Source organism: Anoxybacter fermentans (assembly GCF_003991135.1).
In the GTDB taxonomy this organism is placed as follows: domain Bacteria; phylum Bacillota; class Halanaerobiia; order DY22613; family DY22613; genus Anoxybacter; species Anoxybacter fermentans.
In genome coordinates, this window is the sequence record NZ_CP016379.1 from 3,193,101 (window position 1) to 3,208,252 (window position 15,152).

General features: G+C 31.5%; 12 protein-coding genes and 3 pseudogenes. 8 read left to right on the plus strand and 7 right to left on the minus strand.

Going from position 1 to position 15,152, the window contains the following annotated elements; translation table 11 throughout:
• Positions 1-2,343, plus strand: coding sequence for a glycoside hydrolase family 65 protein (locus BBF96_RS14490; protein WP_127017815.1), 2,343 nt, complete (start codon positions 1-3; stop codon positions 2,341-2,343).
• 131 nt (positions 2,344-2,474) lie between these two features.
• Here BBF96_RS14490 and BBF96_RS14495 read toward each other — a convergent pair whose 3' ends face one another.
• The 5 genes and pseudogenes from BBF96_RS14495 to BBF96_RS14520 form a co-directional block, all read right to left on the minus strand.
• Positions 2,475-2,660, minus strand: coding sequence for a hypothetical protein (locus tag BBF96_RS14495; RefSeq protein ID WP_127017816.1), 186 nt, complete (start codon positions 2,658-2,660; stop codon positions 2,475-2,477).
• Positions 2,661-2,940: 280 nt separating this feature from the next.
• Positions 2,941-3,525: pseudogene (locus BBF96_RS14505) on the minus strand (ISL3 family transposase); the annotation flags it as partial.
• Positions 3,526-3,543: 18 nt separating this feature from the next.
• Positions 3,544-3,864 carry a helix-turn-helix domain-containing protein gene (locus BBF96_RS17545; RefSeq protein WP_418655026.1) on the minus strand — a complete coding sequence of 107 codons (321 nt, stop codon included), beginning with the start codon at positions 3,862-3,864 and terminating at the stop codon, positions 3,544-3,546.
• A complete protein-coding gene (locus tag BBF96_RS16550) occupies positions 3,765-4,142 on the minus strand; it encodes a transposase family protein (protein WP_164731119.1) in 378 nt (125 codons plus the stop codon). Before BBF96_RS16550 ends, BBF96_RS17545 begins: the two co-directional genes overlap by 100 nt.
• 803 nt (positions 4,143-4,945) lie before the next feature.
• A pseudogene (locus BBF96_RS14520) lies at positions 4,946-6,137 on the minus strand (IS3 family transposase).
• 360 nt (positions 6,138-6,497) lie between these two features.
• Here BBF96_RS14520 and BBF96_RS17185 point away from each other — a divergent pair.
• The 6 genes from BBF96_RS17185 to BBF96_RS14545 all read left to right on the plus strand — a co-directional run bounded on the left by BBF96_RS17185 (position 6,498) and on the right by BBF96_RS14545 (position 12,849).
• Positions 6,498-6,620 carry a hypothetical protein gene (locus BBF96_RS17185; protein ID WP_257791998.1) on the plus strand — a complete coding sequence of 41 codons (123 nt, stop codon included), beginning with the start codon at positions 6,498-6,500 and terminating at the stop codon, positions 6,618-6,620.
• A gap of 60 nt (positions 6,621-6,680) precedes the next feature.
• Positions 6,681-7,979: a radical SAM protein gene (locus BBF96_RS14525; protein ID WP_127017819.1), complete on the plus strand. Its 1,299-nt coding sequence runs from the start codon at positions 6,681-6,683 to the stop codon at positions 7,977-7,979.
• A gap of 74 nt (positions 7,980-8,053) precedes the next feature.
• Positions 8,054-8,791: an ABC transporter ATP-binding protein gene (locus BBF96_RS14530; protein ID WP_164731120.1), complete on the plus strand. Its 738-nt coding sequence runs from the start codon at positions 8,054-8,056 to the stop codon at positions 8,789-8,791.
• A 548-nt stretch (positions 8,792-9,339) separates the two neighbouring features.
• Complete coding sequence (locus BBF96_RS16555) at positions 9,340-10,122, plus strand: hypothetical protein (RefSeq protein WP_164731121.1); 783 nt, start codon at positions 9,340-9,342, stop codon at positions 10,120-10,122.
• Positions 10,115-11,518 carry a TldD/PmbA family protein gene (locus tag BBF96_RS14540; RefSeq protein ID WP_127017822.1) on the plus strand — a complete coding sequence of 468 codons (1,404 nt, stop codon included), beginning with the start codon at positions 10,115-10,117 and terminating at the stop codon, positions 11,516-11,518. The genes BBF96_RS16555 and BBF96_RS14540 overlap by 8 nt, the downstream gene beginning before the upstream one ends.
• Positions 11,515-12,849: a TldD/PmbA family protein gene (locus BBF96_RS14545; RefSeq protein ID WP_127017823.1), complete on the plus strand. Its 1,335-nt coding sequence runs from the start codon at positions 11,515-11,517 to the stop codon at positions 12,847-12,849. The genes BBF96_RS14540 and BBF96_RS14545 overlap by 4 nt, the downstream gene beginning before the upstream one ends.
• A gap of 330 nt (positions 12,850-13,179) precedes the next feature.
• Here the strand turns inward: BBF96_RS14545 and BBF96_RS14550 are convergent, their stop codons facing one another.
• Positions 13,180-13,371, minus strand: coding sequence for a hypothetical protein (locus BBF96_RS14550; RefSeq protein WP_127017824.1), 192 nt, complete (start codon positions 13,369-13,371; stop codon positions 13,180-13,182).
• Positions 13,372-13,433: 62 nt separating this feature from the next.
• Positions 13,434-13,669: pseudogene (locus BBF96_RS14555) on the minus strand (transposase); the annotation flags it as partial.
• Between the two features lie 426 nt (positions 13,670-14,095).
• Here BBF96_RS14555 and BBF96_RS14560 point away from each other — a divergent pair.
• Complete coding sequence (locus BBF96_RS14560; protein WP_127017825.1) at positions 14,096-15,031, plus strand: phosphate ABC transporter substrate-binding protein; 936 nt, start codon at positions 14,096-14,098, stop codon at positions 15,029-15,031.
• The last annotated feature ends 121 nt before the right edge of the window (positions 15,032-15,152 follow it).

Genomic DNA, 15,152 nt, shown 5'->3' on the forward strand with positions numbered 1-15,152 from the left:
ATGGCGATTAAGTATAATCACGGAAAAGATGAATATCATAACTGGTTAGTTACTGAAACAAATTTTGATCCTGAATATTTAAGAAAAATTGAAACTATATTTACTTTAGGAAATGGTTATATGGGTGTAAGGGCTGCTACAGAAGAACATTATATTGGTGAAAGTAGGGGTTGTTATATTGCTGGTTTATTTGATGAGTTTCCTGGTGAGGTTACAGAGCTAGCCAATATTCCTGACTGGTTAAATGTTGAAATAATATTGGCTGGGGAGAGGTTTGACTTAACTCAAGGTAAAGTTTTAGCATATCAGCGAATACTCAACTTAAAAGATGGTCAATTAATCAGGGATGTGGAATGGCAGAGCCCTAAAGGAAAGAGAAGTAGATTAATATTTAAAAGGTTTGTTTCATTGGATAATATACATGTGGCAGGTATGCAGATTAAGATAATCCCGCTAAATTATTCAGGCAAAGTCGAGATACAGTCGGGTTTAAATGGACAGGTGACCAATAGTGGTGTACAGCATTTTATTGAAGGAGATAAAAGAGTTTTTTCAGAAGGAAATATGTACATCACATGTCAGACTCAGGAGTCTAATATCATCATGGCTTTGGCTGTGCACCATAGGTTTTTTCTAGAAAATAAAGAGCTTGAACTTGAAAAGAGATTTAAAACTGACCGACGTCAGTTATTTTTAACCAGTGAATATAGTGTTGAAGAAGAAAATGAATTTGTGGTGGAGAAATTTGTTGCTATCTATACCGGTAGAGATTCTGAATTTTTGAATTTACAGGGGGATCAGCTAAAAAAAGAGGTTGTTGATAGAGCCCTTAAGGATGTTACAAATGCTGCACAGTTAGGGTATGATGAGCTTTTTAATCGTCACAGAAATTGTTGGCATAAATTGTGGAATCAGATGGATATTAAAATTGATGGGCCAGATTTTGATCAATTGGCAATAAGGTTTGCTCAGTTCCATTTGTATCAGATGACACCTGTTCATGATAGCAGGCTCAGTGTTGCTGCTAAGGGTTTATCAGGTGAAGGATATAAAGGGCATGTTTTCTGGGATACAGAAATATTTATTCTACCATTTTTTATCTATACATTCCCTCAAATTGCTAGAAATCTGCTTTTTTATCGTTATCATACTCTGAATGGAGCGCGGAAGAAAGCCTGTGAGTCCGGATATAAGGGAGCTATGTATGCCTGGGAAAGTGCTATTACCGGTGAAGAGACCACACCTAAGTGGGGTGGGCTGGATCTTAAAACCGGTGAACAAATTCGTATCTGGTGTGGAGAGATAGAACAGCATATTACCTGTGATGTTGCTTATGCTATCTGGCATTATTTGCAGGTTACAAATGACTATGACTTTATGTTCAATTACGGAGCCGAAATATTCATGGAAACTGCCCGTTTCTGGGCCAGCCGGGTCGAATATAATGAAGAACGTGATCAGTATGAAATCAATGATGTGATTGGCCCTGATGAATATAGTGAACATGTAAATAATAATGCTTATACCAATTATATGGTTAAATGGCACTTAAATAAAGCAATTGAGATCGCCAATTGGTTAAAGAAGGATAAACCAGAGGTATGGAGAGAGATATCTAAAAAAATAAATATTTCTGATGATGAATTAAAAGATTGGCAGATGAAAGCTGAGAAGATTTACGTAAGCCATGATGAAGAAAGCGGATTGATTGAGCAATTTGATGGATTTATGGAGAAAAAAGAGATAGATATAACTCCTTTTAAAGGTAAGGTAGGAGCTATTGCACAACACCTAAGCTGGGAAGAAATTAAAGAATCTCAGGTTTTGAAACAGGCGGATGTAGTAATGTTATTATATCTGTTAGGGAATCAATTTACTCAAAAAGAGAAAAAAGTTAATTACGAGTTTTATGAACCCAAAACTCTGCACGATTCTTCATTAAGCCCCAGTATCCATGCAATTTTGGCAGCAGATATAGGTGACATTAAACAGGCATATAAGTATTTTGAAAGAGCCAGTCGGATTGATTTAGGAGAAAATCCTAAAAGTAGTGATGCCGGTTTACATGCTGCTTCTTTAGGTGGTATCTGGCAGGCTGTTGTAAACGGTTTTGGCGGAGTAAGAGTAATTGATGGGGAGTTAAATATAAATCCGCGGCTTCCAGAAAAATGGGAAATGATAAAATTCCCTCTCACCTGGGCTGGGAAGAAATATGAGGTTGAAGTAAGTAAACGGCATATAAAAATTAAGAGTTTAGATCCAGGTAGTAACTCTTTAAAATTAAAAATTAATGGTCAGCAGTATTTATTAGGAGCTAATAGTGAACTTGGGATTAATTTTTAGACTTTATAAGAGTAAAGATATTATGATTAAACTGCACAAAGCTAATTTTAAGCGGTATTGAAGTTTTTTGCTAAACCATGTAGTTGCCTTATATCATTGGATGGTTCGAAAAATTTTTTTGAAGTGAAAAATTAGCTTTGTGCAGTAAAATCATCAATGTGTTTAAGTTGAACAAATAAAATCATCTTTTGATGGTGTCCAATAAGTTCTTTTAATGCTTTTTCCAAAAGAGATATTTTATTTCGTAATTTACCTTTTGCTAATTGTGCAATAATTTTTGGATCAGGCTTATCACTATTGGTAAGTTGTTTAAGCATTTTACGTCCGGATTTGTTCAAAATATCATTAGCGGCAGAAGAATGTTTGATATTAGCACCTTCTAAAATTTTTTGTAGACAGTTAACCTTTCTAGAACGTTCATCAATTAAACTGCGACGATAGCGTCGATTAATCGCTTATTTTGCCTTAAATGGACTGTAAATCTTTTGATACTACTATCAAATATAAAAATGTTATGGCTCTCCGTCAAATGTTGTGAAAGATAAGTTGGCTCCGTTGAATTGATTGGTGAATTGGTTTTGGAATAAACATTTAAATTTAATAACTTAACATTACATTAAATACTCTTCTCCTTAGATTCATAACATTTGGAACACCACATCCAATCCTTTTGATCAATTTAATCTTGTTATTGATACCCTCAGCAAAGCCATTGGTTATCTTATTCTTAAAATAATTTAGTATTTTTTCTTTCTATCTTTGTATTATCTTTTTTACTTGGTGAAAAGGTATCAGCTTGCTTTTTATTATTTCTTTATACCACCTTTTTAGAGCTCTGGTGGCTTCTTTTACATCATCTAGCTGCAATAAGTCTTTGAATTCCTCTTTTAGTTCCCAGGCTTTTTCTAAAGCTGGGCTGAGTTCAAATAATTCGATGAGCTTTTCATGTTCTTCATCTGTCAGTTCTTCAGCTCGTTTTTGGAGTAATAAACGACTTTGAAAAAACTTTCTTCTCTGATGATTATTTAGTGTTTGTTGAACTTGTTTTCTAACTTCGTCAAGGGCTTTGTTCATTAAAGTTACAAGGTGAAATTTATCTATAACAATTTTTTCATGAGTAAATGCTGCATCTGCTACTGCTTTGAACGGACACCATATATCCATAGAGATCGATTGAATCTGTCGTCTTTGCTCATCTTCCTAACAATTAAAGTAGTTAATTAAATCATCCTTTTTGTGAGTAGGTAAAATGTCAATTAACTCCCGATTAATTGGATCTGTAATGCTAACTCCATATTTATGGCGTTTTAAAACTGCAAATTCATCGATATTGATGGCTTTTAATTGACTAAGTTTTGAAACTTGTTGTTTAATGAGAGGGTCAACTACTTTTTTAACTGCATTATTAACAGCTGTATAACTTAACCCGTTTTCTCTAGCAACTTTAGAATAATCCTTGCTGACAGTTTCTTTAGCAAGATATTTATCAAAGCGTTTGGTTTTACGGGCATATTTATCAATACTTTCATATTTTTCAGGGATACCCCTTTTATGACAATAAGGACAACGATATCTTTTTTTAGAGGTCTAATGATTACTAGTTTACCTCTTATGGGGATGTCTCTAATATTTTGCCATTTTGTATCATAGATTTTATTAGTGATATTACCACACTGAGGACACACAATGTGATTTTTCTTTGCTTCAGCAATAAAAATATATCTGTCCTCCGTTGAAATAATTTCAGTTGCAATAATGTCTGGCAAATCAAGAAATTTTATAATATTATTATCTTGCATTTGCTGGGCTCCTTTCTTTGGTTTTTAGTTCGCAACTAATTAATTCAACGGAGCCAGCAAATGCCTTTTTATTTTTATAATTTTTTCTTCATAACATTAATTATAGAGCCGAAAATTTTTATTTTTGAATAATAACCTCATATATTCTTTCATTAATTTTCCTCCCTCTTTAAATTACGTTCCGTCAAATTTTCTCTCTTTTCCAAGGGACAAAAGCTTGGTTTTTCCTTGTAGGGTCGGGATTTTCCTAAAAAAGAAGGAATCCCTCCCCCTGGAGTAGTAGGTAGTAGTTGACCAAAACACAACTCACTACACCCAGAATGGAGGGATTCGTAAGTTATGATTCGTCAACCACTACTCAATATTCCTCTTAAATTCTTTATTAAATTTTCTCTTTCACCTCTTTTTAGTTCTCTCACAATATTTCCGTGTTGATTTTAAACCATCTAATCAGATCGATGACAACTACTCTAAACTAAACAACCTCGATGATCCTTTACCTCTTTTAAAACCTGTTTACAAAGATTATCAAACATTACTCGTTGAAGCTGAAAAAAATGGACAACCAATCAAACCTATGCGCAGAATTGAATCTTTAAATGTTGATGTCGATGAATGCCCACACTGTGGAGCCCCTGAAGATTATCTCAGACTCTTTGGACGTGATCCAGATGGATATCAACTTCAGTGTAAAGTTTGTAAATATCAATGGGCTCCAAAAAAGCCTCATCAACCTAAAACACATCCTACATACTATTGCCCATTTTGTGGTTATGCTCGGGCTAACCCCTTAATATTGGAGATTATGCTCTAAAAGATTCCATTTTCACAGAATTATTTTTAAATGCTTCATAAAACTTTGTCGGAGGCATATTTCGGATACTTCCATGCCTTCTTCTCTCATTATAATACTTCATATAATTACTTACTATGTAATATACTTCCACAAAACTTTTAAACTTATTATGACTGTAATATTCTTCTTCCAATATTGAAAGAAATGCCTCTATATGTGCATTCATATTCGGGGTTTTTACAGGAATTCTTTCATGTTCTATACCTAATTCCTTACATAAGCTATTAAATTCATTCGAAATAAACTGAGGACCATTATCTGTTCTTACTTTTGGCATGTCCATTTCTTTTACTATACACCTTTTTCTTAATGCATTTTTTAAAACTCTACAAACGTCTTTTGCTTTACAAGATAATTCTAAATGATAATCTATTATTGAACGGTCGAAAACGTCTATTAGTGATAGTTGAAAGAAAAATTGATCAGTTCTATAAATATATCCATATTTTATATCCATTTCCCATAGTTGATTTGGTGAATGTATCTTTTTTCTTTTTGCTAACCGACGAGGATACCTTTGTTTAATTTTCCTCTGTGGCCTTAAGATATTCAATTCTTTGCATAGCCTATAAATCTTTTTATTAATTTGAAGATCATAGTCTTCCTGAAGGCATACCGTCAGTTTATGATATCCATAAGGAAACCCATCTCCAGCAACCAACTCACATACCCATTCCTTAATTTGCTCATCAGAGATTTTTATACCTTTACTGGTAAAGGTATAACCTGTGCTATGTTCTCATCATATGTAGATGAAGATAAGCTGACAAAGCCTAAAACCAAGCTGATTTTATATCCATATTCTATCCATTTTTTTGCTATGGCGACTTTGTCGCTATTGAGGGTTTACTTTATTTCTAAGAATTGCTAGCTCTAATTCTCTTTTCAGCAAGAAGTCTTTTAAGCATATCATTCTCAGTATTTACTTTTTCTAATCTTTTTAAAACTTCCAGATACTGTTTTTTCTTTGTTTTTAGAAAAGATTCTGCATAACCTTTTTGACGACTGGATTTAATCCAACTATATATAGTTTGCTTAGAAATTTCATGGCGACGTGTAACCAATTCAATATTACTAATCAATTGACATTCTTCTATTGTTTGTTGTTTGAATTCATCAGAATATTTTTTACGTTTCATGAATAATACCTCCTCTATCATTATTATATCAATTATATCATTTTCATACTTTATCTCCAAACCTATTAGGGGGCTATATAGAAAAATTTGCCTGGTAATGAACAACCAACTATAATGTGGTTCGAAGGAGAACTTTTTTTAGAATTATACAGAAAAGAAGCTTTATCAAATGTTGTTCTGAACTAAATGGTAAAATATAAAGCAGGTATTATGGCAAATGGTTTATATTGGTCTTTTTGAATTTAATAATAGATACCGAAAAAAATTTTCTGATAATTAAAAAATTTTAAGCAAATATGGAGAAATTATTATTTATACGTAGAATATATATATTAACAAATAGAGGAAAGGAGGGGAAGAATGAATACACCTGCTTATAAGGGGAAAAAAATAGCTGGTTGTGTTGGCTGTGCAGTAGTAGGTTTAAATCCAGGTTTGGTTTCCTTTCCATGTATACCATGGTATGTAGCTGCTGCTGTATGATTTAATCTTAAGGGGCTATTATCTAATAGCCCCTTAAAAAAAAATTTGGAGGTTAATATTATGTATCCATTGTTTGTAGAACCTTATGTTTTGGTCAAACAGTATGGAGATTCTATCATATATAAATGGAATCAAACTTCAATGGAGTATAATTTAGTAAATAGAACAGGTGCAGAGATTTTAGAGTTATGTGATGAGAAAAAGACTATAGAAAAGATTAGTGAAGAGATGGCAATTCGGTATTCTGAAGATTATAATAGAGCAAAAGTATTGACAAGTAATTTTATCTACGAGAGTATTAAAGAGGGATACATAGTAATGAATGATAAACTAGTAGTTAACTTAAAGCAACGAGGGAAAATTTATGGAGATTTTGATCGTGTAACTCCAATGGCTATAACTATCGAATTAACAAGACAATGTCCATTAATTTGTAGACATTGTTATAATTCAGCTGGTTATAGTATGAAAGATGAGATGAATTTTGAAGAAGTTTTAATTGTTTTAAAGAAACTTCAAGAAATGGGAGCCAATAAGCTTTTTATAACTGGTGGAGAACCAACTATTCGGCAAGATTTTATTAATATATTAGATGAAATTTCTAAAAGATTTTTTGTAGCAACAGTAGCTACCAGTGGGTATATGTTTACGCCTGAATTTGTAGAAAAAATAAAAAACTACAAAAATATTGCATGGCAGATTAGTATTGATGGAATGGAAAAAACTCACAATATAATCCGTGGTCGAAGTGATTCTTTTGAGCGTGCGAATTTTGCGATAAAATCTTTAAAGAAATATAAGTTACCTGTTGTAATTTCTTTCACATTAAATCCATTGAATAGAAATGAAATGGAATCTGTAATTCAATATGGTAAAAAGATGGGTGTTGTTCAAGTTCTTATAGGTCGTACAATGAAAATGGGAAGGGCTATTAATGAAAATTGGTCATATAATTTTAATGAATTTAAAGAAATAGAGGAGGAAATAAATAGATTAAAAAGTATTTATGAAACAGAAAATTTTTTTATTGGGAAAAATGAAGAAGGAGTTCTCTTAGATAAGGTAAAAGAACAGCAGAATTGTGGTGCTGGATATATTAGTATAAATATATTGCCAAATGGAGATGTTACTCCTTGTACGGCTTTTAATTATTTATTAGGGAATCTGGTTACTGATGAAATTGATGATATTTTTGCTTCTAAAAAAGTATTAATGTTAAAAAATTTAAAATCTCCAACTAAAAATCTTTGTGGTTCTTGTGAGTTACTTGATACTTGTGACGGATGTCATGGCATGGCTTATCAGATAAAAAAAGAGGATTGTATCTGGAAGAAAAAATTTGAAGAATCAGTAAAATAGGTAATTAAAGCAGGTAATAAATTTTTTCATGTGTATCTGTCTTACATAAAACAATAATATTTGGAGGAATCAAGGTGAGAAGAAATATTTTGCAAGTTAATAATTTAACCAAAATTTATGATACCAAAAAAGTTCTTAAAGAAGTTTCTTTTGAAGTCAAATGTGGAGAAATTGTGGGCTTGATTGGACCAAATGGTGCTGGCAAGACTACAATTATACAGAGTATTTTAGGACTTATTGAACGAGATCAGGGTGACATTTATTACAATGGTCAGATATTAAAAAAACAACAGGAGATTGCTACACATATATCTTATATTCCTGAACAACCGGTCTACTATGAAGATCTAACTGTAGAAGAACATTTACAATTTATTGCTATGTTATTTAAAATTCCGCAAAATGAATATCAAAAACGTAAAGAGTTTATTGTTGACTATTTAAATTTAAAGGAGCATTTAAAAAAATTTCCTGATCAATTATCAAAGGGGACTAAACAGAAGTTTATGATCAGTTGTGGGTTTATTCGAGAATTTGATTTAATGGTGGCTGATGAACCTTTTTCTGGTCTGGATCCAGCAGCACTAAAAAATCTAAAAGACCTTTTTAGAGAATATAAAAGAAGGAATAAATCTATAATTGTCTCAACTCATCTTCTGGATTTAGCACAAACTTTTTGTGATAGATATATATTTTTAAATAAGGGAGAAATTATTGTTGTTGGAAGCCAAAAAGAAATCAGTGAAAAAATTAATTTTAAAAATAAAAATCTATCACTGGAAGAAATCTTTTTAAAGCTCATGAATAAATAAGGGAGTTGATTTTGTTGCAGATGTTTACATTACTATTAAAAAACAAAATTAGGTTTGTTTTGCGTCACCGAAAAAAAGTAGTACTGGGAATATTTGTTCTATTTCTGGTTCTTTCGATTGTTCCTGAAGCAATGAATTTAATAGAAGATATAGAAATTTCAACAAAATTTTTCCAGATATTATTTAATGTTTTTTTTCTAATTTTTGCTTTTAAAAAGATATTTATTGATAACCATCCACCAATTTATTTCTCAGTCCCCAGCACTCATTTCATAATGACTTCTCCAGTGAATATAAAAGTAATTGTGGGTATTAAATTATTATTATCTTATGTACCTATCATAATACTTTCATTTATTATTTTTTCTTTTTTTCGTTTTTATGAATTGACAAAAGTAAATAGTTATATTTTTTCATTAATTTTAATTTTTTTGACAAATATATCCTGGTTAAAATTTAATCTTGAAAAAAAGTCAATAAAGTTTATGTACCAGGCTCTACTATTTGTTTTGATCATAATATTTTTTCCAACAAAAGATGTTTATATTATGTTTTGGATGATTGCTTCATCAGTAAGTTTTCTATTATCAATTGTTATTGCTGATTATATACAATGGCCTAAATTTAGAGAATACTGTAAATTTATTTATTTAAGTAAAAAATATTGGCTTGAAAGTAATTGGGTTGGATTACAGACATTGATGTATGAGAAGAGAAAGAATTCTCAAAAAAGAACCTTTTTACATTCATTATATTTGATAGGTTGGCGGTCCATTATATTTAAAGATTTAATAATCTATTCTAGATTTTCATTTAGAGTCTGGTTAATGCTTTTAACCCAGGTTGTTTTTGCTATATATTTAATGAAATCTAGTGAAAAAAGTTTATTTGTGATTGGTTGTGGGATTATTTTATTAGGAATTACTGTCAATTTTGCAAATTTATTTAATAAGACTATTCAAAAACGAAAAGAAGGTTTTTTAATTCCTTTAACTCCTGAAGAATTGTTAATTGGTTCTCTTACTCTTCCGGTTATAATTTCTGTTTTGTTATTAACTATTATGGTGATAGTACTAAACCCCATCCAGATTATTATTAGAATTATACTGGTAAATATTACAATATCTATATTATTACCATTACTTGCTGTTGTTAGAAGTTATAGTAATATGGGGATTATGTCATTTAAATTCATATTTGGTTCATGTTTATTTATAGGATATTTTTTTGTAGCTGTTCATGCCTCACTCTTATACTTATGTTTATTTATTTTTCCAATATTCTTATATAATTATATATTGGTTAAAGGAGTGATAAAAAATTATGATTAAAGATAATTTTTCTATAGAGAAAATAGATGTTGTAGAGCTTGCTGAGTTACAAAAGAGAATAATACCCCTAACAGATTATATAGATTTTTATATTGAAGAAGTTGTTGAAATGAGTTGGTTTTTAGGATTGACAGAAAGGGTTGGGCCTCTTTTTTCAACTAATCGTGGTGCAGGTTTACGTATAATTCAAAAAAATAATCGGATGTATTTATGTAGGACTTTAGCTGAATATAAAGATATTTATGAACTATTTGAAATGGCTTTAAAAAAATTATCGACAAATATAGAATATGGAATTAAATATCAAACGACTAATAATTATTTCCAATATCAAAATCAATCTCTTCATCAAAAATTTAATTTACCTTATGAAGAAATAGATTTCGTTTTTAATGAGTTGGAGTATTTTGCACGGGAAAATTTGAATTTATATAACCTTTCATGTCATATTTCGGGTTGTTTAAAAAAGGTAATTATATTAGATCATGAAGGTAAATCTATTGAGTTGGCTGAAAACAAATTGAAAGTTAAGCTTAATATTATGTTTAATCTAAATGGAGAGATGATTACTAAGACGAAAAAATGTTTTTCTAAAGGTGATAACTTTAATTTGAAGGAATTAATTAAAAAAAACGGATTTGATTTAGTGAAAGAAGCAAAAAATTGTGTACGTTTAAAAACTGTAAAACCAGATAAAATGGATCTTGTTCTAGCTCCAGGGGCAGGGGGAATTCTCATTCATGAAGCATGTGGGCATGCCTTAGAGGCGGATGAAATTCTTGAAAAGAATAGTGTTTTCTCTTATAGGTTAGGAAAAAAAATAGCCCCTGATTATATTACAATTTGTGACAGAGGTCATATTGAAAGTGATTGGGTTTATGAACCTTACGATTCTGAGGGAACGAAATCAAACTCTGTATATCTTATTAAAGATGGTGTGATTAGTGGGGTTATGACTGATTTAAGGACAGCCAAGGAATTAAATTTTAAACCTACTGGAAACGGGCGTAGAGAGTCTTTTCAATTTCAACCAATATGTCGGATGAGAAATACATATTTAGAGCCAAGAGAATATTCGCCTGAAGAAATTATTAAAAGTACGAAGAAAGGTATTTATGCTACCGAATTTTCAGGTGGGGAAGTCAATACCCAGACAGGAGATTTTATTTTTGGAGTTAGTAGTGGATATTTAATTGAAAATGGGGAAATTACAGATGCTATTAAACCTTTTTTGTATGTTGGAAATACATTAGATGTATTATCTAGAATTGATATGGTGGGAAATGATTTAAAATTTGAAATTGGAGATTGTGGAAAAAGTGGACAGATGGTGGATGTATCTTATGGTCAACCTACGTTACGCATTTCTTCACAAAAAGTAGGTGGTCTACGATGAAAGAAAAAATATATAAATTAGAACAAACTATAAAAAAAGTATTAAAGCATGAGGATTGTGCAGAAATATATTTTTCACAGAAAGATAAGCATTGTTATGAGATAAATGATAATTTGAAGAAAAATTATTCTTTATTTTCAGATATGGGTATTTCAGCAAGAGTATTTAAAAAAGGAAAGGTCGGTTTTTCTTTCCGTCCTGGTATTAGTGAGGATGCAATTTTTGGAGCTCTTCAGGATGCTCAACAAAATTTAAAATTTGCTCCCGAAGAATCTTATATGCCTTTTCCTTGTATAAAACCCAAGGAAAATTTTGATTTTAATTTTGAGGATAAGATTGATGTATTTAATCTTTTGACAGAAGAACTGATTCAAAAAATGAATGAAGAACTTAAAAGAGTAGGTTTAAGTTTAAAAACAATATATTTTTATAGTGAAATTGAACAATTTTTACTTATAAATACTGCTCAAGTCCAAGGTGGAGGGAATGTAAATTTATATTCATTAGGATTCAACTTTAGAATAAAGAATAAGAGCATTGATGAATCTTTTTTTATAACACGTTTCTTTTCTGATTTTCGTGATTTTTTTAATGTAAAAGATGTTATACAGCAAGCAATTAAAATTGCAGAAGTTAAAAAAAGTAATCCATTACAGCAGAAAGTAATTGATTCCCCAATTTTATTAACACCTAATGCAGTTTCCGTCTTGATATATGTATTTTTATCTTTACTTACAAGTGAATCTATTTTTCATAAGAGGAGTTTTATTTCAGATTTAGATAAAAAAATATTTTTTGGTAACCAGTTAACGATTATTGAAAACGCAAGGAATAATAAAATTTGTAATGCAAATATTGATCGAGAGGGGTCAGTAAGAAAAGAGGTTAAGATAATTGAAAAGGGAAATTTATGTAATATTATATCTGATATAAAATACGGCTCTAAAATTGGAGTTCAAAGTACTTCCTCGGCATGGCGTCAAAATTATCAACAGATGCCAATAGTAAAAGCAACATCTGTTACTGTGGAGTCTGGAACTTCTTTGATGGAAGAGATTATCTGTAAAAATAGTGAAATCTTTATTATTGATGATTTAATAGGGATTGCTGCTGGATTGAACTCTACTACAGGTGATTTCCAAGTAACTTCTGAAGGGTATTTAATGAGTGATAATAAGATTAAAGGGAGGGCTAGAGTTTTTTTTCAAAATAATTTGATATCATTGTTTAATAATATTATTGAGATTACAAAGGAACAAGAGTATGGGATTGATGGCTCTATTTATGTTCCTGGTTTTGTAATTGGAAATACAAAGCTGAGTGTAATTTAAAAGTTTATGTGGCTATGCAGTTAACTCAGCATAGGTAATTGTAGAAGTAGAAGTGCATGCTACTAAAAGCCTGTCAAACAGCTAGTTCTGCATCCAGCGACGATTAAAACGATAACAGAATTCTTCTAAATAAGACTAAAGATGCTTTTTTCCTAATCCATAATAAGTACCTTCTATAAAAGCCTTAGCATTATCAATTACAGTATACAGCCATTTGAGAAAATGGGAATCCTCATGAGGATCATAGTGTTTAAACTCGTACTTAAACTTACCATCATTCCCAAGTTGTCTGTAGGAATGATAAGCATCACTGGATATCTTCGACTCAGCTTAAATGTTGCGGTAAGCAAAATCTCCTAAAGTTGAAGCTTTAATATCAGATACAATTTCCATTTTCAAATACTTAGGGTGGCCTTCTTCATCAAGAGATATAGCACATATAACTTTAGATTTTTCTGTTCTACGACCACGTTTACCGCCCCAGATGGGATTCCCAAAAAAAGTATCACAGGTTGTTGACAAACACTAGTTTTTCCATTGCAATTTATCTGGATTATTAAAATTAGATAGGCTAAACCTCTAAATTAAGCAACTTTTCTAAAATTATCAGTTATAAAATCAGGTCCATTATTTCTTTTCCAGAGATAAAGGGCTATTTTTCTCATATTTTGGCATGACGAAGAGAGAAGACATTGTTCCCTTACTTTCTCTAGCCATCTCATCCGGCAAAATCTTAAACCATGGAGCTCTTTTGTATCTGCAAAACTTCGCTCAATGGTTTCTTTTCTTTTTTATACAACTTTTTCCCTTTTTCACTGAGACTGCACAAAACTAATTTTGAGCGACATAGAAATTTTTCGTTAAACCATCTTAGTGAGATTTCAGTCGAAATAAGGCTTCATCACAGGATGTGATGAGCTAATCAAGGGTCAGGAGACCCATTGATTAGTGTGCCTTATTTCGACAGAAATCTAACTTTAGATGGTTCGAAAAATTTCTTTTGAAATGAAAAATTAGCTTTTTGCAGTAAAATCAAAATATGAACTCTAATTTTTTGATAATAAGCAGAGAGAGTATATTTCTTATTATACAAAAGACTTCTGAAAGGATAAAGCTGGTTTCCGGTTAGGAGACCAGCTTTATTATTTTTAACGTTTTTGTAACATTGATGTCATCTAGCTCTAACATATGTAAGTTATACTATGACTGTCATTTAAAATTATATACTTAAGGGAGGTTTTAATATATGAGATCGAAAAAAGTTTTGGGGTTGATAGTATTAGTAGTTTTAATATTCGGTGGAATTTTTGTGCTGAAAGGTATTATGTCAGGTGGTGACAAAAATAAGGAAGAAATGCTTTCCGGTCAGTTACAAATCAAAGGTTCTGATACGATCGTAAACTTAGCTCAAATTCTGGCGGAACATTATATGAAAAAAAGACCTGAAGTTGCTGTAGCTGTAACAGGTGGAGGCTCAGGTGTCGGTATTGCAGCATTGATTAATGGTAAGATTGATATTGCTAACGCTTCCCGGGCCATCAAGGATAAAGAGATTAAACAGGCAAAGGAGCGCGATATTGAACCGGTTCCTTTTGTGATTGGTATGGATGGTGTATCCTTTATTGTTAATGAAAATAATCCGGTTAAGGAATTGAGTTTAGAGCAGTTGGGTGCTATCTATCGCGGTGAAATCACTAACTGGAAAGATGTAGGTGGCAAAGACCAGAAGATTGTATTATATGGTCGTCAAAGTAACTCCGGTACCTATGCTTTTGTTCAGGAGTTTGTCTTAAACGGTGATTACTCTCAAAATATGATGAGAATGAACGGTAATGCCCAAATTGTTGAGGCAGTTAAAGCAGACGAAGCCGGTATTGGTTATGTTGGTGTAGGTTATATAAAAGATGAGAATGGCAATAAAATTCCTGGTTTGAATATATTGTCTGTGAAGAAAGATGAAAATTCTCCAGCATATAATCCGCTTGATACTGAGGCAGTTAAAGCAGGTAATTATCCTATAGTACGTCCATTATATGAATATACCAATGGTACTCCCCAGGGTATTGTAAGAGATTGGATTGAGTTTGTGTTGAGTGAAGAGGGCCAAAAGATTGTTGAATCTGAAGGGTTCTTCGGTGTGCCAGTAAATTACGCAGTGCAAAATGAAAAAAATCTGAAATAAGGCTTTCTAATTACCTTATGATTAGCTCATTACCTCCTGTGATGAGGCCTTATTTCGTCGGAAATCTCGCTAAGATGATTTGGCGAAAAATTTCTATGTCGCTCAAAATTAGCTTTTTGCA

What these genes read in the sequence shown, in the direction of transcription:
- BBF96_RS14490 (WP_127017815.1), top strand. Translation starts at nt 1, where the DNA reads ATGGCGATTAAGTATAATCACGGAAAAGATGAATATCATAACTGGTTA.
- BBF96_RS14495 (WP_127017816.1), bottom strand. Translation starts at nt 2,660, where the DNA reads ATGCTTAAACAACTTACCAATAGTGATAAGCCTGATCCAAAAATTATT.
- BBF96_RS16550 (WP_164731119.1), bottom strand. Translation starts at nt 4,142, where the DNA reads ATGCAAGATAATAATATTATAAAATTTCTTGATTTGCCAGACATTATT.
- BBF96_RS17185 (WP_257791998.1), top strand. Translation starts at nt 6,498, where the DNA reads ATGAATACACCTGCTTATAAGGGGAAAAAAATAGCTGGTTGTGTTGGC.
- BBF96_RS14525 (WP_127017819.1), top strand. Translation starts at nt 6,681, where the DNA reads ATGTATCCATTGTTTGTAGAACCTTATGTTTTGGTCAAACAGTATGGA.
- BBF96_RS16555 (WP_164731121.1), top strand. Translation starts at nt 9,340, where the DNA reads ATGTTTTGGATGATTGCTTCATCAGTAAGTTTTCTATTATCAATTGTT.
- BBF96_RS14540 (WP_127017822.1), top strand. Translation starts at nt 10,115, where the DNA reads ATGATTAAAGATAATTTTTCTATAGAGAAAATAGATGTTGTAGAGCTT.
- BBF96_RS14545 (WP_127017823.1), top strand. Translation starts at nt 11,515, where the DNA reads ATGAAAGAAAAAATATATAAATTAGAACAAACTATAAAAAAAGTATTA.
- BBF96_RS14560 (WP_127017825.1), top strand. Translation starts at nt 14,096, where the DNA reads ATGAGATCGAAAAAAGTTTTGGGGTTGATAGTATTAGTAGTTTTAATA.